We start from the raw sequence: 21,265 nt of genomic DNA, 5'->3' as shown, positions 1-21,265 counted from the left end.
CGATCACCCCCCCGGTGGCGCAGGTTGAGTCGGCGGCGCTTGTTGTTGCTGCTGTTGCTGCGGCTGGTTCGGCATCCCCGGCAGGCGCGGAGTCCCTCCGGGCGTCGCCTGGTCGCCTACGGCGGTGATCATCCAGTTGTCCGCCTTGTTGAGCGTCAGCACATAGGCGGCCAGCGCCGAAGCCCCGTTCGGCGTCTGCAGACTCGTCGTGTTGACGTCGACGACGGCGGTCACCTTGTAGACATCGCCGGACACGTCGGTCGTGGTCGACGAGACGAGGTTGGCCGTCGTCTTCATCCGGACGGGCGTGAGGATCTGCGTCATCGCGGGCACGGCGACGTCGAACTGCTTGGCCAGCTGCGGCGAGACCCCCTTCTTGAGGTTCGCCGCCCACGGCGTGAGGTCGTTGTAGTCGAGGGTCGCGGCCTTCACCGCGTAGTCGCCGGCAATTTCCTCCGCCTTGGCCTCGTTCGCCTGACGGTCGCGCAGGTCGCCGAGCTGGTTGCGCACCCGCAGGTTGTCGACGATGCCGAACAGCAGCCCCGCCCCGACGAGCAGTCCCACCAGCCCGAGCACGAGCGCCCGGACCGACAGCGTGATCTGCTTGGGCGACCCGCCCGTGTCCGCCGATTCCGAGGACGCGGCCTTCGACGCGGAATCGGCGGCCGGACGCTTGCGCGTCTTGACGACGACGGTCTCCTCGACGGCGTCGTCCTCGGTGTCCTCCTCGGCGTCGTCGTCGGTCGCGGCTTCGGCGTCGGGCACCTCGATCTCCTCGTCGGGGATCGAGTCGTCATCGCGTGGGTTGGTTGGCACGTAATTCCTTTCAGCGTTGTTCAGACCGTGGTGGGGAGCCTATTTCACCGGACTCACCACCACGCGGACGCCGTCACCGGCGCCGAACAACTGCAATGCGTCGGACAAGAACTCGCTGAGGTTGATCTGCGGAATCGTCTGGTTCAGCGCGGTGACGATCGGCATGATCGGACCGAGCGCGTCCATCGTCGGCGGCAGGATCTTCTCGAGGTAGTCGGTCAGCCGCTGCAGCAGCGGGTCGAGCGCCCCGCTCAAGTTCTCGTACAGGTGCCCCTTGTTCACCAGCACACCGGCTCCGCGCAGGACTTCCGAATAGTTGCTGAGGATCAAAGCCCACGAGTCGACGAACTTCGGCACCGCGCCCATCGCCCAGACCAGGTTCTCGTTGTAGCGCTGCGTCGCGGTGAACATGGCCCGCACCTGCGGCGTCCGGGATGCCAGCACCCCGGCGATCAGCCGGGTCCCGTCGCTGATCCGCCCGGTGGCCTCGTCGGTGCCCTCCAGCGCTTCCCACGCCGTGCGCAGCAGGTCGGCCAGCGGATCGACGGCCACGACCGCGAGCATGTTCTGCATCTGGTCGAAGATGCCGGGGATCGATTCGGGCTCGGCGATGTTGCGGGCGGCGACGGTGTCCCCGTCGCGCAAGAACGGTCCGGCCGTCGCGGACGGCATGAAGTTGAGGTACGGCTCGCCGAGAGCGGACTGCAGTCCGATCTGCAGGGGCGTGTCCACCGGGATCTTCACGTCGGCCGGGTAGGTCAGCCGCACGGATGCGCCCGCCGGCGTCAGGTCGACGTTGGACACCGCACCGACGCGCACGCCGTTGACGAACACACCGGTCCCGTCGAGGATCAGGTTGGTGTCGCTCAGCTTCATGGTGACCGTCGACGTCTTCTCCAGCGGATTCCACCGGTACACGGCGATCGCGAGGTAGGCACCGCACAGCGTCACGACCGCGACGAACACGACGATGTTGAAGATCAACTCGCGCGTGACCGCGCTCGGAGCCCAGCGCCGCTTTCGTGTCGCAGTGGTCATCGCGCCAACCCCATCATCCGCAGCTGGCGCAGCATCAGGTCCGCCAGCTGCTTGTTCGACACGTCGTTCTCGATCGCGACCTTGTTCACGTTGACCGCCGGTCCCGCCTTCAGGAACGGCACGAGGCGGTCGGTGAGGATGTTGAGCATGGCCTGCGGATTGGACGCCTGGCCGAAGTAGTCGGGCCAGCCAGGGATCAGCAGGGGCTTCACGACCTTCTCGATCAACGCCGCGAGCGCTTTGAATACCGGGATCGCCGGCAGCACCGGAATCAGCGTCCCCTGCAGGCGCGCCAGCAGGTCGACGATCTGCGCCGGCACGGTCACGGCATCGAGGAATTGCGATCCCTCGTCGCTGAAGACGAAGCGCAGCCGGTCCTCCATCTGGGCCAGCTGACCGCCGATGTCGTCGACCGACAGCAGCAGCGTGTTGAGGTTCTCACTCTGCGCCGACAGGGCGCGCAACGTCCCGACGAGTGCGACGCTCGCCCGCCGCGTCTCCGCGGGATCCTTCGGGAACTGCTCGGTGAGACGGTTGAAGGTGTTGCCCAGTTGCGGCAGGCTGCCGCTGCCGACGAAGTTCGCCAGGCTGTTGAGCAACGCCTCGACCTGGACGGGGGGTTTCACCCGGTCCTTGCCGAGAGTTCCGCCGCGCTCGACGGGCTGCGAGTACGCGTCGGCCGGGTTGGTGATGGCGACGTAGGTGTCGCCCAGCAACGTGTCCTGCCGCAACTCGACCGTGGCATTGCGACCCACCACCGTCGACGGGTTCAGCCGCACGGTCACTTTCGCGACGTCGGGCGCCGAGGCGATCTCCGACACCACACCCGAGCGAAGTCCGTTCACCGTCACCTTGGCCTCGGTCGGCAGGTTCATCACGGTGCCGAATTCGAGATGCAGCGGCCAGGTGTCCCCGCCCGCGCCCGGTGCCGGGGAGCCGCTCGACGGAGAAGCCGGCGCAACCCGAGGATGCGACCACGACGGCGACGAGGAGAGCCACGGTTCGCACCAGGCGCAACCTGGCGCTACGGCGAGATGCGCGCTGCCCGATCATGGTCGTGGTCATGGTCGCCCCGCTCCCGTCATCAGCATCAACGCCCGCAGCGCGTCGAGTTCCATCGCGTCGGGACCCACGACGCGGCACTGGCCGGGAAGGAACCGGTTGACGTTGGCGCAGGTCAGCTTCGGATTCTTCGCCGGGATTCGCGTCCGCGGCGGCTTGTAGCCGATGCGCAGGCCCAGCGTCTTCTGGTCGAAAGAGACATCGAAGGCGCGGATGATCACGGGCACGATGCCGAGCAGGTCGCCCCAGTTGCGGAAACCGGCACCGACGATGCGGGTGATCGGCAGGATCACGTCCAGCGCCGGCCAGGCGAAGTGCTGATAGCGATCGATCAGACTCGAAACGCTCACCAAGATCTCGGGCAGCGCGTACGCGATGCGGGTCAGCTGCTTGATGAGCGGCGCGACGACCGGCTCGGTGAGCCCGTTGATGCTGTCGACCAGCTGCCGCAGCACACCCCAGTTGTCGGCCAGACCGACGGTGAGCGCACTCGTGCTGTCCAGCGCCGTCGCCATGTCGCCGAGTGCACCCGCGATCGGGGTGCGCGCCGGTACCGCGAGTTGCTTGATGAGGCCGTTCAGCACCGGGCCGACGCCGTCGAGTTCACCGGAGATCGTGGAGATGCTCTTCATGACCTGCGCCGTCTGCTGCGGGCCGCCGTCGATGGTGAGCTGGCGGGCAAGCCGGTTGACGCTCTGCAACGTCTCGCTGATCGTCGCGGGGGTCGCGGTCCGGGCGCGCGGGATGCAGGCGCCGGCGGCGAGCTTGGGCCCGCCGCGGTAGTCGCCGAGAAGGGCCAGCTGACGCACGGCGATGATCGACGGCGCCACGCTGGTGGCCTGTACGTCGGCGGGCAAGGGCTGGTCGGCGTCGACGGAGAAGGTCACCTTCGCCGATCCCCCGGACGACTCGATCTTCGACACGGTGCCGATCTGCACGCCGCGCCGCATCACCGCGTTGCCCGCGAAGATGCCGATGCCGTCGTCGAGTTCGGCGCAATAGCTGACGGTCCGCGTCGTGACGCGCTGGAATCCGAGGTAGCCCACACCGAGGGCGATGACCCCGGCGATCACGAGTCCGGACATCAGCCACTTGGAGCTGGCGAGCTTCTTCAGCATCAGCACTTCACCCCCGGGACCGGCATGCAGTAGTCGGTCGACAGCACGATGTTCGACTGGTCGACGCGAATCGACCCGTCGGGCCCGACCATCGACTGCAACCGCTTGATGAGGTCGCGGCCCTGTTTGATCATCGGCTCGTAGCGCTCCAGCAGCGGACCGAACTTGCGCCCTATCGCGTCCACCTGGCGCACCAGCGGATCGATGGTCGTGTCGTATTCGAGCAGGATGCCCTTGACCCGTTCGAGCAGGTCGGCCAAGCGCTGGAACGCGTAGGAGAGTCGCGTGCCGTAGCTCTCGAACTCGGTGACGAAATCGGCGAGGTTGCGGCCGAGTGCGGTCAGGATGTCGCCGCTGACGTTGATCGACTGGGTGTATTCGGCGGCCAGCGACAGCATCGTGCCGAACTCGTCCTGCCTGTTGTTCAGGTTGGTCAGCATCGACTGCATGACCGACAGGTTGCGCTTGAGCGCGCCCGGGTTGGCCGCGAATCCCTCCTGCACCTGCACCAGCGTCTTGCGCAGCGGCGCGGCGTCGATGGCCTCGATCTTCGGCTGGGCCAGCGAGAAGGTCTTCGTCAGCGAGTACGGCACCGACGTGTTGTCCTTCGCGATGGGCTTGTCGCGCAGGCGCTCGTTGCCCGCCGAGGTGATGTCGATGAAATTTCCGCCGACGACGGTCAGCATCTTGGCGTCGGCCCGCGAATCCTCGCCGATGAACACGTCCCGGGCGACCGACATCTCGACGACGACATGGTCGTCGGCGAGCGTGACCTTCTTGACGGTGCCGACCGGCACCCCGGCGACACGGACACTGTCGCCCGCTTTGATCTGACCCGCCTCGTCGAACTGGGCCGTCAGCCGTGCCTGACCGGGCGTGAAGACATAGATGCCCGCCGCCACCAGGCCCATGACGAGGAGGACGACGGCGCTGGCGATCCCCCACCGCATCTCCATGCGTTCGCGCTGCGCATTGGACATGGCGGGCCGATCGGACAGTCGCCGCAGCAGCGCCCGAGGCGACCATCCGCGGCCGGCGGCCTTCGTCTCGGTGTTCTCGTCTAGCGCCGACATAGCGTCACCTGCGATCCGCGGAGGAACAGCTTGAGATTGGCCGGCACCGGCGCCTGGCCTTTGGAGCACTGCATCGACGCGTTCGTTCCCGCCGGCGGCAGCACGGAGTTGACCGCGGCGAGCAGCCCGGGAGTCAGTGCCAGGATTCCGACGACCGCCTCGCCGATGGGCATGAACTGGCGGACGAGGTCGTTGAATCCCGGTGAATCGTTGGGCTCGAAGCCCATCGCGCCCAGCACGTCGTCGAGGCTGGCGATCACCGCGCCGGTCTGGTCGCCGAAGTTCCGCAGGTCGGCCGCCTTGGCGATCAGGATGTTCCCGAACCGCTGGATGTAGTTGATCATCGGGTCGATGTAGCGCGAATTGCCGTGAATCGCGCGCGACAGCACGCTCATGTTGTCGACCAGCGTGTCGACGACTTCGGATTGCTCGTTGACCAGGCCGAGGACCTTCGTGAGCGAGCCGATCGTCTCGGCGAAGCCCGAGCCGTCGCCCTCCACGATCGCCAGCATGCCCTCGGCGAATCGGTTGATGTCGTCGGCGTCCATCACCGCGAACACCGGCGCGAGACCGTGGAAGACCTGCGTGATGTCGAAGGATGGGGTCGTCGAACTCAACCCGACCGTCGCACCCGGCGCCAGCGGCGAACCCGACCGGGCCTGCTGCTGCAGGTCCAGGTAGCGGATCCCGGTGAGGTTCAGGTAGCGGATGGCCAATCGGGTGTCGCCGAAGAGTTCCTCGCCCTGGGCGAGAGTGAACTTCACCCGGGCGATCGTGTTCTCCGAATCCTCTTCCCGGTGCAGATCGACGGCGGTCACCTTGCCGACGCGGGTGCCGAGTCGGCGCACGTCGTTGCCGACGCGAAGGCCGGAGACGTTGGTGAAGTCGGCGGTGTACTCCGCATCGGCACCCTGCACGGGACGGAGGATTCCGTTGGTGACGAAGATTCCGCCGCCGATCGCGACGATGGCGAAAACAATGAGGTAGATCAGCGCCCGCTTGGCCGTGGTCACCGCACTCCTCCCGTCAGTCCGGCGACCGGGCCGGGCATACCGCGCAGCACCACGTCGACCTTGAGCACCGGGCGCCCGCCGACCTTGGGCAGCGCGCGGTCGAGGTTGTAGATCAGCTGGCGGATCTGCAGCCCGTTCTTGCGCGCGTTGGGCGAACTCTCCAGGATCCGCTCAAGCAGCGGCAGCACGTCCTTCATGAGCGGCATGAGCTGCCCGACGGCCGCCGGGCCGAGCAGCCGCCCCAGGCTGCCCATCGTGGTGTTGGTGGCGTGATCGAAGCCCTTGCGCATGCGCTCCAGATATTCGGTGCCGCCCTTGCGTGCCTCCGGCCAGTCGAGGACCTTGTTCACCGACGGAAGGATCTGCCGCAGGCTGTCGGGCAGCCCGCCGACCAGACCGGTCAGCTGCGGCAGCGAGACCTCGGCCGGAATCGACTCGGTCTCGACCACGAGGCCGGTGAGCCGACCGAGGATCTCCAGCACGGGCATGAAGGCCATCGAGGCGCGGTCGGCTTTGGCGAGCAGATCGCTGACGTACGGGTCGAAGGCCTTGTCCTGCATATCGCTGAGCTGGCGCAGCAGCGCGGTCAGCGTGGCGTCGACCGGCGTATCCGGGAAGAACTCGCCGCCGCTGGCGATCGGATCGCCGCCCGGTTCGCTGTTGAGGACGACCGCGGAGATGCCGAAGAGGTTCTTGGGCGCGTAGCTCAGGCGCGTCGTCGTCGTGAGTATGCCGGGGTCGGTCAGCCGGTTCTTGTCGAGTTCGAGGTCGAGCACATAGCCGCCGTTGTTGGCGGCGACCGACCGCACCAGGCCGATCTCCGAGCCGTTCACCACGACGCCGGTGCCCTCCTCGATGCCTCCGGCGAGGGTGTCGGTGTGCATCCGGATGCGGAGAGCGTCGTCGGGCAGGGCCGTCGAGATGGCGACCGCGGCGATAGTCACGACGACGGCGCCGATGATCGCGAAGACGGCGCGGCTCAGGTACGTGCCGCGGTCAGCGGCCATACCCGGTGCGCGAAAATCTGGCATCTCCCATCACCCCCGGAACACGAACGGGGAGTTGAAGCCCCAGAAGATTAGTGTGAGCACGAGATCGAGCGCCACGATGGCGACGAGGCTGGCGCGAATCGCGCGGCCAGAAGCCACCCCGACGCCCTCCGGCCCACCCGCCGCGAAGTAGCCCTTGTAGCAGTGGATGACGATGATCACGATGATGAAGATCGCGACCTTCAACGTCGCGAACACGAGGTCGGGGAAGTTGATGAACTGGTTGAAGTAGTGCTTGTAGGCGCCTGCCGATTCCCCGCGGGTCTGCACGACGAACGCGCTGGACAGGTAGGCGGCAAGGGTCGCGATGAGGAAGGTCGGCAGGATCGTGATGATGCCGGCGATCACTCGGGTCGACACGACGAAGCCGATCGAGTGGACGCCGACGACCTCCAACGCGTCGATCTCCTCGCTGATGCGCATCGACCCGATCTCCGCCGTCATCCGGCATCCGGCCTGTACGGCGAATCCGAGGGCGGCGAGCAGCGGAGCGAACTCCCGGGTGATCGCGTAGGACGCGACACCGCCGGCGACCGGTCCGAGGTCGAGCATGCTGAGCGTGCCGTGCGCGACGATGGCGACCGTCGCCCCGGCGGCGAGGCCGAGCACCGCCATCACCAGCGCGGTGCCTCCGCCGACGATGATCGCGCCGCGGCCCCATGCCAGGTCGGTGACGGTGCGAATCGTCTGGCCGCGAAACCGCCACATCGCCTGCGGGGCGTACCGGACCGCGTAGTAGGCGAAGGAGAGGAAGTGCCCGACGTTCGCGATCGCCCTGAGGAGCGAGTCGTAGAGCCGATACGCCCAGCGAAAGCCGGACGGTTGATAGCTGGCGGGAACGCCCACGGCGGTACTCACCCCCTTCGGTCGATAGCGGCGCGGAATTTCCGGACTACGGTATCACCCGGCTTTGTGTCGGCAATCACATGCCGTCACTATTTGTGTTCTGCGGCTCAACCATAGTGGGTCAATCGACCTACAATCCGGATTCCCCGAAGATCACTCGATACGCGAACGCCGCCTCCGGGCCGAGGGCCGCCTCGACCAGGTCGACGAGAACACCGCGGAACGGCGATCCGTGCGCGGCCTCGCCGGAATCGTCGAGATGGTGCGCCAGTTCGTGCAGGACGACGAGTTCCCGCAACGCCCATCTGCCACTTGCGGATTCGGGGATCGCTATCACCCCGCCGCCCTCGCCGGCCTCATAGGTCGCGGCCTTCACCCCGCGGCGCGCGCGCGCCCGGACGGGGACCGTCGCGCGGGGAAACCGATCGATCACGGCCGGCAAAGACAGGACGCCGTCGACGTAGCGGCGGATCGAGTCGAGAGACGCGAACTTGGCTTCGGCCGGCAAGGTGAGGTTCGTGCCGCCGATCGTGGCGGCCCGGGTCGACCCGACGTTGTCGAAGAGTCCGAGCACCATCCGCTCGGCCGCGTAGACCGCGCTGCGCTGCCGGTCGGGGGGACGCGACGCCATCGGCGCGGTCTCAGCCGTCGAGGGCGCCGCGCGCACCGCCGAGGCGCGACTGCTCGCCCAGCCGCGCCCGGCGCCCGGCGCGATCCCCGGCCCGGCGGGCCGCCTCCGAGTAGCCGGCGCCCGCACGCGCCGCCCGCCAGCTTCCGCGGGCCGTGGACTGCTCGGTGTAAAAGTTCGTCACCTCGACCTCCTTGTGGCGCAACGCGACCGCAGTGGAGTGCTCCCCCGCGTCGTCCTCACGTGCCTGCGCGTCCGCGCGGGCCTCGTCGCGCGCCGCGGTCAGGCGCGTCCCGACGCGCTCGGCGAATGCCGATTGGAAGTTGAGCCGAGCGGTGATCGGCGAGAGCGGCGTGTGCTCGACGACGCGGCGCGACGTCAACCCCCGGCCGCGCCGGACCACCCGGGCGGCCCGCTCCCCCTTGTACTCCCCGGACTTCAGGTAGGCGTCGCTGGCGGCGACCATCTGGATGAGCAAGGAGGTGTACAGCGCCTCGGTCGTGTCGATGTCGGTGTCGAACCCGTAGGCGAGGACGAAGGTCGAGTTATGGGCGACGTCGACGGTGACGTCGTTGGCGCGCGCTACGGCGACGAACAGCTGGACGTAGGTCCGCAGCCCGCGTTTGCCCGCCTCGCCGATGGTGATCTGTCTCGCGACCGGGGTGACGCGCTGACGGGCCGCGGGGTCGTGTGCGCGGGCGAGGGCCAAGTCGATCGAGGCCGCGGTCGCCAGCCGCTGGGCAGCGGCCATGAACGTCTCGGCCTCGTGCTCGTTGTCGGTGCCCTCGGCTTGGCGCAGCAGGGCCGCGATCCGGGCGAGCGTCTTGTCGTCGCGCATACTTCTTAGACTATTCGGCGCCGCGTTCGGTTCCCGCTGCCGCGTCCGCGCGTCATGCGTCGCCGGACAACGCTTCGCGCATACCGTGCTGCAGTCGTCGCATCCCGCCGATCCAGCGGCCGTAGTCGGCACCCTTGCCCCGGTACATGTCGAGCACTTCCGGGTGCGGCAACACCAGGAAACGCCCCTGCTCGACGGCGTCGAGCACCGCGCTCGCCACGTTTTCAGGCGTCAGCACCTCACCGGCCGATTCGACGGTGTGCAGCATCAGCGCCTCCTCGGCGCTCACCTCGCGGTCGGGGCGCAACAACGCCGTGTCGACGCCCATCGGACAGACGCAGCTGACGCCGACACCCTCGTCGCCGTAGGTGATCGACAGCCACTCGGCGAATCCGACCGCGGCGTGCTTGGTCGTCGAATAGGTCGCCGAGCCGATCTGGGAGAGCAACCCGGCCGCGGACGCGGTGGTGACGAAGTAGCCACTCCCCCTGGCCGCCCAGCCGGGCACCAGCGCACGGGCCGCCCGTACATGGGCCAGCAGGTTCACGTCGAGGGCCAGCGTCCAGTCGTCGTCGGTGGCGGCGAGGCCGGGAGCGCCCCCGATACCGGCGTTGGCGAAGTACATGTCCACCGGCCCGAATGCCTTCTCCGCGGCTGCGATCTGGGCGTCGATGACCGCGGGCCGGGACGTGTCGCCGGCGACCGCGACGGCTGATCCCTCGGGCAGCGAAGCCGCCGTCGCCTCCGTGGCTTCGCCGTCGAGATCGGCGACGACGACACGGGCTCCGCGTCGAACGAGTTCCCGCGCCAGCGCGGAGCCGATCCCGCTTGCCGCGCCGGTGACGATTGCTACCCGATCGTTGATGTCCACCCCGCCAACGTAGCGCGCGAACCCCGCAGAACGGACAAACCCCACACCGTTTCGGTGTGGGGTTTGTCCCGTTGCGTTGGGTTTGCGGAGACCTACGCCTGCGCGGTCTCGGCGAAGTTGCGCGTCACCTGCGGGTCGACCGGGATGCCCGGGCCCGTCGTCGTGGAGACGGTGACCTTCTTGACGTATCGCCCCTTGGCCGCCGAGGGCTTCGCACGCATGATCTCGTCGAACGCCGCGCCGTAGTTCTCGGCGAGCTGCTCGGCGGAGAACGACGCCTTGCCGATGACGAAGTGCAGGTTGGCTGCCTTGTCGACGCGGAAGTTGATCTTGCCGCCCTTGATGTCGTTGACCGCCTTGGTGACGTCGGTAGTCACCGTGCCGGTCTTCGGGTTCGGCATCAGGCCGCGCGGACCCAGGACACGGGCGATACGACCGACCTTCGCCATCTGGTCCGGGGTGGCGATCGCCGCGTCGAACTCCAGCCAGCCGCCGCTGATCTTCTCGATCAGGTCCTCGGCGCCCACCTCGTCGGCACCGGCCGCGGCGGCCTCGGTGGCCTTGTCACCGGCGGCGAACACGATCACGCGCGCCGTCTTACCGGTGCCGTGCGGCAGGTTGACGGTGCCGCGGACCAGCTGATCGGCCTTGCGGGGGTCGACGCCGAGCCGGATGGCGACCTCGACGGTGGAATCGGTGTTCTTGGACGAGGTGTCCTTGGCGAGCTGAGCAGCCTCCAGCGGGCTGTACAGATTCTCCTTGTCGACCTTCTCCGCTGCGGCGCGGTAAGCCTTGCTTCGTTGTGCCATTGCTCTGTTCCTTCTCCGGACGATGTCCGGGTTGGTGGTTGATGGGCCGAGCCGGCCCTCCCACGGTGGTGTGCGCCGTCAGCTAGACGGCGCGTGGTGTTTCGTCAGCCTTCGACGGTGATGCCCATGGAGCGGGCGGTACCGGCGATGATCTTCGCTGCCTGATCGATGTCGTTGGCGTTGAGATCCTCGGCCTTGGTCTTGGCGATCTCACGGACCTGGTCCATGGTGACCTTGCCGACCTTGTTCACATGCGGCTCGCCGGAGCCCTTCTGCAGACCAGCGGCCTTCAACAGCAGCTTGGCGGCAGGCGGGGTCTTCAGCTTGAAGTCAAACGAGCGGTCTTCGTACACGAAGATCTCGACCGGCACCACATTGCCGCGCTGATTCTCAGTCGCCGCGTTGTAGGCCTTGCAGAACTCCATGATGTTCACGCTGTGCTGACCCAGCGCCGGACCCACCGGCGGAGCCGGATTGGCCTGGCCCGCCTGGATCTGGAGCTTGATGATCCCGGCGATCTTCTTCTTCTTGGGAGGCATCCTCTTTGTCCTTTTTCTTTCCTCATCCGCGCACGCTGGATACGCGGAAGTCTGTTGCGACGAGGGCGCGGTCGCCGCGCCGGCTCGTCGTCGTTAAATCTTCTCGACCTGGTTGAAGCCGAGCTCGACCGGCGTCTCGCGGCCGAAGATCGACACGAGCACCTTGACCTTGCGCTGCTCGGCGTTGACCTCGCTGATCGACGCTGGCAGGGTCGCGAACGGGCCGTCCATGACGGTGACCGACTCGCCGACCTCGAAGTCGACCTCGATCGGAGCGGTGGCCGCGGCCGCGGCAGCTGCGACGTCGGCGCCACCCTTCGTGGAGGCGGCCTTCTTCGGCTCGGTGCGCGGCACCAGGAACTTGAGCACCTCGTCGAGGGTCAGCGGCGACGGCCGCGACGTCAGACCGACGAAGCCGGTGACGCCGGGGGTGTTGCGCACGGCGCCCCACGACTCGTCGTTGAGATCCATCCGGACCAGGATGTAGCCGGGCAGCACCTTGCGGTTGACCTTCTTCGGCTGGCCGTTCTTGATCTCGGTGACCTCTTCGGTCGGCACCTCGACCTGGAAGATGTACTCCTCCAGATCCAGGTTCTGCACGCGGGTCTCGAGGTTGGCCTTCACCTTGTTCTCGTAACCGGCGTAGGAGTGGATCACGTACCAGTCGCCGGGCGCGAACCGCAGCTGTCGGCGCATCGCCTCGGCCGGGTCCTCCTCGGCGGGAGTCTCGTCGTCGGACGGAGTCTCGTCGTCGGAGGCAGTCTCGTCGGTCGCGTCGGCATCGGCGGTGTCCTCGGCTTCCTCAGCCGTCTCCGACTCGTCGGATTCGACGACGACGTCGTCCTCGGTGTCGGTCTCGACGACCGAATCCACGGCGTCGGACTCGACGACGTCGGTCTCCGGGGTGGCCTCCACCGCCGAGGTGGTGTCCTCGGTTGATTCGATCTCGTTCTCGGGGGTGGTCACAGCCCGATGCTCCTTTGGATTGGTGTCTGTACTAGTCGCCGAAGATCCACAGCACCAGCTTGGCGAAGCCGATGTCGAGACCCGTGATGAACGCGGTGAAGATGACGATGAAGATCAGCACGATGATCGTGAAAATGATCGACTCGCGGCGAGTCGGCCAGATGACCTTCTTCATCTCCGCGACGACCTGCGTCAGGAACGTCCAGATCGCGGCGAACGGATTGCGGCGGGTGGCCGTCTCGGAGGCGGAAGACTTCTCGGCGCGTGCGCGGCGCGACGTGCCGGCGCGCTTGCCGGTCGGCCGCAACTCGGCATCGTCGAGCGTGTCGACGGCGGCGTCAGCTGCGTCGTCAACCACGTCGTCGGCCTTTGCCTTGCTCTTGGCAGCTCGATCGCGCTTGCTCAACTTTCGAGTCCTCTCGTATCCGATGGCCCTGGCAATCCAGGGCAGGGGCGACAGGACTTGAACCTGCAACCTGCGGTTTTGGAGACCGCTGCTCTGCCAGTTGAGCTACGCCCCTTTGTGACCGGGTCGGTCACGTCGATTGACCCGAACAAGACCAACGCGCCACCCTATTGGGCGGCGCGCAAGTCAAGAATCAATCTGACACTTCAGTGTAGAGCACCGGCGGTGTCTGGCACCAATCGCTATCGGCGGCCACGGTCCCGCACGTCAGTTGAACTGTACGACGACGGTCGCGCGACCGAAGATCTTCTTCTCGCCCTGCTTGGCGACCAGCGCGATCGTGCCCTTGCGCGTCTCCGGGTCCAGCGACTTGATCTTGGCGGTGAAGTCGACCTCCGCGCTACCGTCGGCCGGCACGTAGACCGGCGCGGTGAACCGCACGTTGTACTCGCAGAAGGCGGCCGGGTCGCCGATGAACTCGGAGACGTAGGTCGCGCCCAGACCCATCGTCTGCATTCCGTGGGCGACCACACCGTCGAGGCCGGCCGCCTTGACCACCTCGTCGGAGAAGTGGATCGGGTTGGGGTCGCCGACGACTCCCGCGTAGTTGACGAGGTTGCCGCGGGTCAGCAGGAAGGTCTTCGGCTCGAGTTCCTGCCCCACCGACAGCGAATCGAAGTTGATCGCCGAGTACGCCTTGGGCGACTCGGTGGGATCGGGCTGGTCCTTGCTAGCCGGCGGGCGGTTGACGGTCTTGGCCGGCTTGCCGAACTCGTCGACCTTCATCATCACGTGGTCGAGCGAGTCGACCAGTGCCGGGTCGACCTCCACGCCGGTGCGGGCCACCAACGACGTGTAGGTGGTCATGACGGGCTCGTCGTGCTGGTTCCAGATGACGTTCTTGCTGACCATCATGTCGAGCGTCTCGGGGCTGCTCAGGTGGCGGAACGATTCCAGCGAGACGTCGCAGATGAGCTGGTCGCCGACCTTCATCGGCTGGTGGTAGATCAGGCGCTGATCGGTCTGCATGATCTGCCACAGGTCGTAGCCCATGACGACCTCTTCGAAGAGGAAGCGCTGAGCGGTGATGCCGAAGACCGAGACGAAGGTCGGAGCGGCGATCAGCGTGTCGTGCCCGTACTCGCGGGCCTTGTCCTCGTTCCAGTGCGTCGGGTGCGCGGTCTGCACGGCGGTGGCGTGCTTGCGGACCTCTTCGCGGCCGACCTGGTAGTAGTCGTCGACCGTGTAGTGGTAGCCGACGAGTCCGGCCGTGCGAGCGGCGAGCTCGTCGGCCGACAACGCCGACGCGGGCTTCTCGCTGGAATCAGATCCGGAAAACACCTGTCACACACCTGCCTAGTGATAGCGAAGATGGCCAAGAGTGCGGTCGCATCGCCGCGACCGCACCAAAACGAAGGGGCACCGTTCCCGGTGCCCCCCGTTGCGTTTAGCGCGACTCTTTGTGCGCCTGATGCTTGCCGCAGTTGGGGCAGAACTTCTTGATCTCCAAGCGGTCGGGGTCGTTCCGACGGTTCTTCTTGGTGATGTAGTTGCGGTGCTTGCACACCTCGCACGCCAAGGTGATCTTGGGGCGAACGTCAGTCGAGGAGGCCACGTCGTTGCCTTCTTTCGGTGGTACTCGCGCTCGGCGGCGGCCGTGAGACCGGCGCCGGGCCCTTGGTTCTCGGAACCGGCGGCCGCCGATTCCGATGTGTAGCGGTGGGGGGACTCGATCCCCCGACCTCACGATTATGAGTCGTGCGCTCTAACCAGCTGAGCTACACCGCCGCGCGGACCGATTCGTCGACCGGGTCCAGCGAGCCCCCTGACGGAATCGAACCGTCGACCTTTTCCTTACCATGGAAACGCTCTACCGACTGAGCTAAGGGGGCGTCGTCATCCGCGGCCGGGTGGGCCCGATCATCGGACAACATGACGAGGTTACACACCGGCAACCCGGTCGGCCAAATCGCTGGTCGACGGTCGCCCTCGAGGGTGAAACTCCACGTCGTGGCAGGTATAGGATTCGAACCTATGTAGCTTGCGCGACGGATTTACAATCCGCTCCCTTTGGCCGCTCGGGCAACCTGCCTTTGCACTCCCCCGCGCTTGGCGCAGCGACGAAGGGCAACGCCGCAAAGAATACAACGCCTCCCCGGGCCCAGCGCAAACCGGCTGGTCACTGCCGAGCCGCCCGTCGGCAACGGCTACGCTGTGGCCATGGCTGATTCATCTTTCGACGTGGTGAGCAAGATCGACCGCCAGGAGGTCGACAACGCCCTCAACCAGGCCGCGAAGGAACTGTCGCAGCGCTACGACTTCCGCGGCACCAACACCGGCATCGAGTGGTCCGGCGACGAAGCGATCGTCATCACTTCCGACGCCGAGGAGCGGGCCCAGGCGGCGCTCGGCGTCTTCCAGGAGAAGCTCATCCGTCGCGACATCTCGCTTAAGGCCTTCGAGGCCGGTGAGCCGGCCGCGTCGGGAAAGACCTTCAAGATCAGCGGCACCCTCAAACAGGGCATCGACTCCGAGCACGCGAAGAAGATCACCAAGATCATCCGCGACGAGGGGCCGAAGGGCGTCAAGGCGCAGATTCAGGGCGACGAGGTCCGCGTGTCGAGCAAGAAGCGCGACGACCTGCAGGCCGTCATCGCCCTGCTGAAGGGTTCCGACCTCGACATCGCGCTGCAGTTCGTCAACTACCGCTAACCCGCCCCCGGCCTCACCGCCGAGTGGGCACCCCACCCACGCCGAGTGGGCACCTCACCCCCGCCGAGTGGGCACCTTTTAGTCAGACGCCCCTGCGTGCCATCTCCTGCAACCGCGCGATGCGGTCGGCGGTGGGCGGGTGCGTCGAGAACATCTTCTGTATGCCGCCGCCGCGGAACGGGTTCTCGATCATCATGTGCGCCTGCGACTCGAGCTGCGGCTCGGGCGGCAGCGGGGCCTGATCGATCCCGCCGGAGATCTTCGCCAGCGCCGAGGCCAGCGCCAGCGGGTCCTTGGTCAGCTCGGCACCGGACTCGTCGGCCTGGTATTCACGTGACCGCGAGACGGCCATCTTGATCACCGTCGCCGCCAGCGGGCCGAGCAACGTCATCGCCAGAATCGCGAGGAGACCGGGCCCACCGTCGCGGTTGCCGCCGCCGAACCACATGGCCATGTGCGCGAGGCCGGTGATGATCGCGGCCATCGCGCCGGCGACCGACGAGATCAGGATGTCGCGGTTGTAGACGTGGGACAGCTCGTGGCCGAGCACCGCGCGCAGCTCACGCTCGTTGAGCAGGCGCATGATGCCCGCGGTACAGCACACGGCGGCGTTCTTCGGGTTGCGGCCCGTCGCGAACGCGTTCGGCGACTCGGTGGGACTGATGTAGAGCGCCGGCATCGGCTGCTTTGCCTCGGTCGCCAGCTCCCGGACGATCCGGTACAGCTCCGGCGCCTCGACCTCGGTCACCGGCTGGGCGTGCATCGAACGCAGCGCGAGCTTGGCCGAATTGAAGTAGACGTAAGCGTTGGTCGCGACCGCGAGCAGGATCGAGATGACCAGCGCGGTCCTGCCGAACATCGCACCGATGCCGACGATGATCGCCGACATCAGGCCCAACAGCGCAGCCGTTTTCAGCCCGTTCAATTGCATAGCCCACCTCATTCTGGGACCCGTCGGCCGCCAAGCACGGCCTTACCATTGCATATTGCCAAACGCCGAACGAGTCCGGATCGTTCCCGGCAAGCCGCACAAACCGGACGGCACAAGGGAGTTGGGCGAGCGACCGACGCTATCCGGTGCGTTCGATCGTGTAGGCGGCCAGATCGGCCAGCGCATCGCGAGCCGGCCCGGCGGGCAACTCGGCAAGGTCTTCCTGCGCGGTCGCCAGGTACTCGCGCAGTTTCGCGTGTGCGGCTTCCATTCCCGGCGACGACCGCAACAGGTCGAGCGCCTCGTCGACCTCGCCGTCGTCGACGAGGGGCCGCGGTGCACCGGAGGCCGGGTCGACGAGGAGTTCGCGCAACCGCGCCGACGTCTCCCCGTCGTCGGTGAGCGCGTAGAGGACCGGCAGGGTGTGCACGCCTTCGCGCAGGTCGGTGCCCGGTGTCTTGCCGGAGTCGTCGGTCACCGACGCGATGTCGATGATGTCGTCGGAGACCTGGAACGCGGTGCCGATGACGTCACCGAGCCGGGCGAGTCGCTCGATCGTCTCGGCATCCGCTTGTGCGGTCATCGCTCCGAAACGCCCGGCGGCGGAGATCAGCGAGCCGGTCTTCTCCCACACGACCTTCAGGTAGTGCTCGATGGGGTCGGCACCCTTGACGACGCCGACTGTTTCGCGCATCTGACCGGTGACCAGTTCGGCGAAGGTGTCGGCGATGATGAGCACCGACTCCGGGCCCAGCGTCGACACCAGGCGCGAGGCGCGGGCGAAGAGGAAGTCGCCGGAGAGGATGGCGATCGAGTTGGTCCAGCGCGCGTTGGCGGAGGGTGCTCCGCGTCGAACGGGAGCCTCGTCCATGACGTCGTCGTGGTAGAGCGTCGCGAGATGGATCATTTCGACGACGGTCGCCGCCGTGATGACCTCCGAGGCGTCAGGGCGTGGGCCGAACTGCGCGGCGAGGATCGCGAACATCGGCCGGAAGCGTTTGCCGCCGGCCTTGGCGAGATGAGTCGCGGCCTCGGTCAACAGGTCGTCGCCGGAGGAGAGCTCGGCGAGCAGCAGATCCTCGACCTGCGCCAACGAGGACTTCACGGCGAGCGAAAAGTCGTCGGAACCCAGATTCAACCCGGCGATAGTCGACTTCACGAATGAATGCACCTGCACAGCGTCTGCGGAGTCGGGCGCGGTCGCGCCGACTCGCTGAGCGTAGCCGACTGCGGCCCGGGAGATACTGGTCGGGTGAGCTATCCCACCGACGGCGGTCCAGCCGCGACGCCTGCCCCCGACAGCACCGACATTCTCGTCGTCGGCGCAGGCCCGGCGGGGTCGGCCGCCGCCGCGCACGCCGCCCGCCGCGGGCGCGACGTCACCCTGCTCGACATGGCGACGTTTCCGCGCGACAAGACCTGCGGCGACGGCCTCACGCCGCGCGCGGTCACCGAACTCATCGACCTGGGTCTGGGGGACTACCTCGCCGACCGGCCGCACATCGTCGGACTGCACCTGCACGGCTGGGGCACCGACCAGCGCGTCCTGTGGCCGGGCAAGCGCTTCGCCGAGTACGGAAGCGCCGTCACGCGCGTCGAGCTCGACGAGGAGATCCGCGCCTTCGCGCAGGCGGCGGGCGCGCGAATGGTGCTGGGCAGCAAGGCCGTCGACGTGACGTGGGACGGCGACCGGATCGGCGCTGTCGTCATCGACGGCCCCGACGGGCGCCGTGAGATCAGGGCATCGACGGTGATCGTCGCCGACGGCGTGCGGTCGGGGCTGGGCAAGGTCCTCGGTCGGCAGTGGCACCGCGACACCGCGTACGGCGTTGCCGGGCGCGCGTACGTATCGTCGGGACGGGCCGACGATACGTGGATGGGCTCGCACCTGGAGTTGCGCGGCGCCGACGGCACGCTGCTGCCCGGATACGGCTGGGTGTTCCCGCTCGGCCGCGGTCAGCTGAATGTCGGGGTCGGTGCGCTCGCGACGGCCAAGCGGCCGGCACATGTGGAGTTGCGTCCGACGTTGCGGCACTACGCCGACATGGTGCGCGACGACTGGCAGATCAGCGGCGAGCCGCAGCGCCTCACCTCGGCGTTGCTGCCGATGGGCGGTGCCGTGAGCGGCGTCGCGGGCCGCAACTGGATGCTGATCGGCGACGCCGCGGCGTGCGTCAACCCGCTCAACGGCGAGGGCATCGACTACGGGCTGGAAACCGCACGGCTGGCCGTCGAGCTGATCGTCGACGGTGGCGGTTCCGCCGATTTCACCGACCGCTGGCCGGACCTGCTGACCGAACACTACGCGCTGGCCTTCTCCGCAGCACGCCGGCTCGCCGCGGTACTGACGGTGCCCAAGGCGGTGCCAGTGCTGGGACGACCGGGCCTGCGGTCGGGACGGTTGATGTCGATGGTCGTGCGCGTCATGGGCAACCTCATCACCGACGAGGATGCCGATTTCGTCGCACGAGCATGGCGCACCGCCGGGCGGCTGTCGGTACGGGTCGACGAGCGGCCGCCGTTTCGCTGAGCGCGCCGACACCCGATGGTTAGATCGCGGTGTGACAACGCACGAGCCCGACCTGACCGTCGAACGGACGATGGCCGCGACGCCCGAGCAGATCTGGGCGGCATGGACCGCCCCTGCAGCCATCGCCCTGTGGTGGGGACCCGACGGATTCACCAGCGATGTCCGCGAACTCGACGTGCGTGACGGCGGACGATTCGACGTGGTCATGCGCGGCCCGGACGGCAGCGAGTTCACGAACCGGTACGTCTTCGACGACGTCGAGCCGGGCCGTCGCGCCGTCTACGTGCACCAGGGGTCGCCGGAGCACGGTCTGGCGCCGTCGCGGTCGGTCGTGGCGATCGAGGGCGGGGTGGGTGACCCGCCGCGAACGCTCGTGACCCTCCGGTCGTACTACTCGTCGGCGGAGGACCGTCGGCGCCATCTGGAGGATTTCCGGGCCGCCGACGGAGCCAGGCAGTTGCTGGAGCGACTCGAGACCGTCGCGCTACGTGGGTCGGGGCACTAAGGCACGGTCGGCGCGAAACTGGGCACGGTCGGCGCGAAACTGGGCACGGTCGGCGGAAATGTGGGCACGGTCGGCGGAAATGTGGGCACGGTCGGCGCGAAACTGGGCACGGTCGGCGGAAATGTGGGCACGGTCGGCGGAAATGTGGGCACGGTCGGCGGGGCCGGCGGCGGTCAGGCAGGTTGAGCCGCGACCGTTCGCGGCCGAATGGTGACCAGCGCCGCGGCGACACCGGTGGTGAGCGGAACCGACAGCGCTATCGCTATGCCGCCGACGAAAGCGCGGGCTAGCTCGATCGCCACCTGATCGGTGGTGACCAGGATCCCGAAGGGCTGCGACGCGACCGAGAACAGCAGCAGCAGCGGCAGCGCACTGCCCGCATACGCGAACACCAGGGTGTAGACGGTGCTCGCGATATGGTCGCGGCCGACGCGCATCCCGGCGCGGAACGTCGCCATCCTCGACGGCTCGCCCGCCTCGGCCAGTTCGAAGGTCGCCGACGCCTGGGTGATCGTCACGTCGTTGAGGACGCCGAGCGCGCCGATGATGAATCCGGCCAGCAACAGCCCGCTCATCGAGATCGTGCCCTGGTAGAGCTGCAGGCTCATCGCCTGATCGCCGGAGAGTCCGGCGATGCGCATCGTGTTGATCGCCAGCCAGCTCAACACCCCGGCGAACATCAGCGACACCAGCGTGCCCACCAGCGCTGCCGAGGTGCGCATGCTGACGCCGTGCGCGAGATACAGCACGACGAACAGGATGAGTGCCGACGAGGTGACCGCGACGGCCACCGGCGAATGACCCTCGAGGATCGACGGCAGCGTGAAAGCTCCGAGCACCGCGAACGCGAACACCAGGCCGATGATCGACCGTAGCCCCTTCCACGAAGCGGCGAGGATGACGGCCAGCACGAACAAGATCGCCCACACGATGATCGACGGGCCGCGGGCGAAATCGTAGAAGTTGTAGCGCGGCGCCCCGTCGACGCCGGGCAGGATGCTGACCCGGACGGTGTCGCCGACGCGCAAGGTCGGCTGGCCGGGTTGCGGATCGTCGGCGGTCGCCGGGTCGACGGCCGGCTGGCCCGGGCCGTCTCCCGACTGCGCGCGATTGGTCGGGATCTGCAGCAGAACGACCTTGCCCTTGTTCTCCCCGCTTTCCAGGCGGACCGTCGTCGCCAGGCACGGACCGTCGGGCGCCGACGGCACCTCCAGCGACCCTTGCGGCAGTGCCATGCCGATCAGCGGATGCTGGCAGTCGGCACGGGCCTGGGCGACGACGACGGCGGTCTCGGTGCGGATCGGCCCGCCGTCGGCGGAACGGAACTGCACCGGGATCGGGTGGTCGTCCGAGGACGAGGGCCACAACACCGCCATGCCGATGGTCACGACGACCGCGGCCAAACCGAGCACGGCGATGACGACCCACCGCGCGGCAGCGCCCAGGGGCACGGGTCCCGTCGCCCCGTGGTGATGGTGATGTCCCGGCGAGGCGCTGTCACGGTTGGTCACGACG

The 21,265-nt window shown here is 67.5% G+C and carries 23 protein-coding genes and 4 tRNA genes; 3 read left to right on the top strand and 24 right to left on the bottom strand.

Features of this window, described 5'->3' with window-relative positions; genetic code table 11:
* Positions 1-3 precede the first annotated feature (3 nt).
* From GOARA_RS18010 to GOARA_RS17910, 21 genes are all read right to left on the bottom strand, one after another.
* On the bottom strand, positions 4-816 hold the full coding sequence (locus GOARA_RS18010) for a hypothetical protein (RefSeq protein WP_007323863.1): 813 nt from the start codon (positions 814-816) through the stop codon (positions 4-6).
* 39 nt (positions 817-855) lie between these two features.
* Entirely contained in the window at positions 856-1,854 is a 999-nt protein-coding gene (locus tag GOARA_RS18005) for an MlaD family protein (protein ID WP_007323862.1), read from the bottom strand.
* On the bottom strand, positions 1,851-2,753 hold the full coding sequence (locus GOARA_RS18000) for an MlaD family protein (RefSeq protein WP_280985254.1): 903 nt from the start codon (positions 2,751-2,753) through the stop codon (positions 1,851-1,853). The genes GOARA_RS18005 and GOARA_RS18000 overlap by 4 nt, the downstream gene beginning before the upstream one ends.
* 162 nt (positions 2,754-2,915) lie before the next feature.
* The gene (locus GOARA_RS17995; RefSeq protein WP_040523923.1) at positions 2,916-4,034 is read right to left on the bottom strand and encodes an MlaD family protein; all 1,119 of its coding nucleotides are present in this window, start codon (positions 4,032-4,034) and stop codon (positions 2,916-2,918) included.
* Positions 4,034-5,107 (bottom strand): MCE family protein, encoded by a 1,074-nt coding sequence (locus GOARA_RS17990; protein WP_007323859.1) that lies wholly within the window; start codon positions 5,105-5,107, stop codon positions 4,034-4,036. Before GOARA_RS17990 ends, GOARA_RS17995 begins: the two co-directional genes overlap by 1 nt.
* Positions 5,095-6,120 (bottom strand): MlaD family protein, encoded by a 1,026-nt coding sequence (locus GOARA_RS17985; RefSeq protein WP_007323858.1) that lies wholly within the window; start codon positions 6,118-6,120, stop codon positions 5,095-5,097. Before GOARA_RS17985 ends, GOARA_RS17990 begins: the two co-directional genes overlap by 13 nt.
* Positions 6,117-7,151, bottom strand: coding sequence for an MlaD family protein (locus GOARA_RS17980; protein WP_007323857.1), 1,035 nt, complete (start codon positions 7,149-7,151; stop codon positions 6,117-6,119). Before GOARA_RS17980 ends, GOARA_RS17985 begins: the two co-directional genes overlap by 4 nt.
* 6 nt (positions 7,152-7,157) lie before the next feature.
* Entirely contained in the window at positions 7,158-8,027 is an 870-nt protein-coding gene (locus GOARA_RS17975; protein WP_007323856.1) for an MlaE family ABC transporter permease, read from the bottom strand.
* A gap of 118 nt (positions 8,028-8,145) precedes the next feature.
* Entirely contained in the window at positions 8,146-8,646 is a 501-nt protein-coding gene (locus GOARA_RS17970; protein WP_007323855.1) for a TIGR04338 family metallohydrolase, read from the bottom strand.
* Positions 8,647-8,656: 10 nt separating this feature from the next.
* The gene (locus GOARA_RS17965) at positions 8,657-9,481 is read right to left on the bottom strand and encodes a DUF2786 domain-containing protein (RefSeq protein WP_007323854.1); all 825 of its coding nucleotides are present in this window, start codon (positions 9,479-9,481) and stop codon (positions 8,657-8,659) included.
* A 52-nt stretch (positions 9,482-9,533) separates the two neighbouring features.
* Complete coding sequence (locus GOARA_RS17960; RefSeq protein WP_040523909.1) at positions 9,534-10,352, bottom strand: SDR family oxidoreductase; 819 nt, start codon at positions 10,350-10,352, stop codon at positions 9,534-9,536.
* A 92-nt stretch (positions 10,353-10,444) separates the two neighbouring features.
* The gene (gene rplA, locus GOARA_RS17955) at positions 10,445-11,161 is read right to left on the bottom strand and encodes a 50S ribosomal protein L1 (protein ID WP_007323852.1); all 717 of its coding nucleotides are present in this window, start codon (positions 11,159-11,161) and stop codon (positions 10,445-10,447) included.
* Between the two features lie 104 nt (positions 11,162-11,265).
* The gene (gene rplK / locus GOARA_RS17950; RefSeq protein ID WP_007323851.1) at positions 11,266-11,700 is read right to left on the bottom strand and encodes a 50S ribosomal protein L11; all 435 of its coding nucleotides are present in this window, start codon (positions 11,698-11,700) and stop codon (positions 11,266-11,268) included.
* A gap of 93 nt (positions 11,701-11,793) precedes the next feature.
* Positions 11,794-12,666 carry a transcription termination/antitermination protein NusG gene (nusG, locus tag GOARA_RS17945; protein ID WP_007323850.1) on the bottom strand — a complete coding sequence of 291 codons (873 nt, stop codon included), beginning with the start codon at positions 12,664-12,666 and terminating at the stop codon, positions 11,794-11,796.
* A gap of 31 nt (positions 12,667-12,697) precedes the next feature.
* Positions 12,698-13,072: a preprotein translocase subunit SecE gene (secE, locus tag GOARA_RS17940; protein ID WP_007323849.1), complete on the bottom strand. Its 375-nt coding sequence runs from the start codon at positions 13,070-13,072 to the stop codon at positions 12,698-12,700.
* A gap of 42 nt (positions 13,073-13,114) precedes the next feature.
* Positions 13,115-13,187, bottom strand: a tRNA-Trp gene (locus GOARA_RS17935).
* A 152-nt stretch (positions 13,188-13,339) separates the two neighbouring features.
* Complete coding sequence (locus tag GOARA_RS17930; protein ID WP_007323848.1) at positions 13,340-14,413, bottom strand: fused (3R)-hydroxyacyl-ACP dehydratase subunits HadA/HadB; 1,074 nt, start codon at positions 14,411-14,413, stop codon at positions 13,340-13,342.
* A gap of 106 nt (positions 14,414-14,519) precedes the next feature.
* The gene (gene rpmG / locus GOARA_RS17925; protein WP_003929651.1) at positions 14,520-14,687 is read right to left on the bottom strand and encodes a 50S ribosomal protein L33; all 168 of its coding nucleotides are present in this window, start codon (positions 14,685-14,687) and stop codon (positions 14,520-14,522) included.
* A gap of 99 nt (positions 14,688-14,786) precedes the next feature.
* Positions 14,787-14,860 (bottom strand) — tRNA-Met (locus GOARA_RS17920).
* Between the two features lie 31 nt (positions 14,861-14,891).
* Positions 14,892-14,964: transfer RNA gene (locus GOARA_RS17915), tRNA-Thr, on the bottom strand.
* A gap of 119 nt (positions 14,965-15,083) precedes the next feature.
* A tRNA-Tyr gene (locus GOARA_RS17910) sits at positions 15,084-15,164 on the bottom strand.
* A gap of 128 nt (positions 15,165-15,292) precedes the next feature.
* Between GOARA_RS17910 and GOARA_RS17905 the strand changes: the two genes are divergently transcribed.
* Positions 15,293-15,784 (top strand): YajQ family cyclic di-GMP-binding protein, encoded by a 492-nt coding sequence (locus GOARA_RS17905; RefSeq protein ID WP_007323847.1) that lies wholly within the window; start codon positions 15,293-15,295, stop codon positions 15,782-15,784.
* Between the two features lie 82 nt (positions 15,785-15,866).
* Here the strand turns inward: GOARA_RS17905 and htpX are convergent, their stop codons facing one another.
* Complete coding sequence (gene htpX / locus GOARA_RS17900; protein WP_007323846.1) at positions 15,867-16,715, bottom strand: zinc metalloprotease HtpX; 849 nt, start codon at positions 16,713-16,715, stop codon at positions 15,867-15,869.
* Positions 16,716-16,854: 139 nt separating this feature from the next.
* On the bottom strand, positions 16,855-17,874 hold the full coding sequence (locus GOARA_RS17895) for a polyprenyl synthetase family protein (RefSeq protein WP_007323845.1): 1,020 nt from the start codon (positions 17,872-17,874) through the stop codon (positions 16,855-16,857).
* 93 nt (positions 17,875-17,967) lie between these two features.
* Here GOARA_RS17895 and GOARA_RS17890 point away from each other — a divergent pair, with 93 nt between their 5' ends.
* Positions 17,968-19,245, top strand: a complete 1,278-nt coding sequence (locus GOARA_RS17890; protein ID WP_007323844.1) for a geranylgeranyl reductase family protein — start codon at positions 17,968-17,970, stop codon at positions 19,243-19,245.
* 31 nt (positions 19,246-19,276) lie between these two features.
* Complete coding sequence (locus GOARA_RS17885) at positions 19,277-19,750, top strand: SRPBCC domain-containing protein (RefSeq protein ID WP_007323843.1); 474 nt, start codon at positions 19,277-19,279, stop codon at positions 19,748-19,750.
* 173 nt (positions 19,751-19,923) lie between these two features.
* Here the strand turns inward: GOARA_RS17885 and GOARA_RS17880 are convergent, their stop codons facing one another.
* Complete coding sequence (locus tag GOARA_RS17880) at positions 19,924-21,261, bottom strand: YibE/F family protein (protein ID WP_007323842.1); 1,338 nt, start codon at positions 21,259-21,261, stop codon at positions 19,924-19,926.
* Positions 21,262-21,265: the final 4 nt, after the last annotated feature.

The sequence above is a fragment of the Gordonia araii NBRC 100433 genome, from assembly GCF_000241265.1.
In the GTDB taxonomy this organism is placed as follows: domain Bacteria; phylum Actinomycetota; class Actinomycetes; order Mycobacteriales; family Mycobacteriaceae; genus Gordonia; species Gordonia araii.
This window is presented reverse-complemented; position numbering and strand designations above follow the sequence as displayed.

What these genes read in the sequence shown, in the direction of transcription:
- rplA (WP_007323852.1), bottom strand. Translation starts at nt 11,161, where the DNA reads ATGGCACAACGAAGCAAGGCTTACCGCGCCGCAGCGGAGAAGGTCGAC.
- GOARA_RS17905 (WP_007323847.1), top strand. Translation starts at nt 15,293, where the DNA reads ATGGCTGATTCATCTTTCGACGTGGTGAGCAAGATCGACCGCCAGGAG.
- GOARA_RS17965 (WP_007323854.1), bottom strand. Translation starts at nt 9,481, where the DNA reads ATGCGCGACGACAAGACGCTCGCCCGGATCGCGGCCCTGCTGCGCCAA.
- GOARA_RS18005 (WP_007323862.1), bottom strand. Translation starts at nt 1,854, where the DNA reads ATGACCACTGCGACACGAAAGCGGCGCTGGGCTCCGAGCGCGGTCACG.
- htpX (WP_007323846.1), bottom strand. Translation starts at nt 16,715, where the DNA reads ATGCAATTGAACGGGCTGAAAACGGCTGCGCTGTTGGGCCTGATGTCG.
- GOARA_RS17980 (WP_007323857.1), bottom strand. Translation starts at nt 7,151, where the DNA reads ATGCCAGATTTTCGCGCACCGGGTATGGCCGCTGACCGCGGCACGTAC.
- GOARA_RS17990 (WP_007323859.1), bottom strand. Translation starts at nt 5,107, where the DNA reads ATGTCGGCGCTAGACGAGAACACCGAGACGAAGGCCGCCGGCCGCGGA.
- GOARA_RS17995 (WP_040523923.1), bottom strand. Translation starts at nt 4,034, where the DNA reads ATGCTGAAGAAGCTCGCCAGCTCCAAGTGGCTGATGTCCGGACTCGTG.
- GOARA_RS17970 (WP_007323855.1), bottom strand. Translation starts at nt 8,646, where the DNA reads ATGGCGTCGCGTCCCCCCGACCGGCAGCGCAGCGCGGTCTACGCGGCC.
- rplK (WP_007323851.1), bottom strand. Translation starts at nt 11,700, where the DNA reads ATGCCTCCCAAGAAGAAGAAGATCGCCGGGATCATCAAGCTCCAGATC.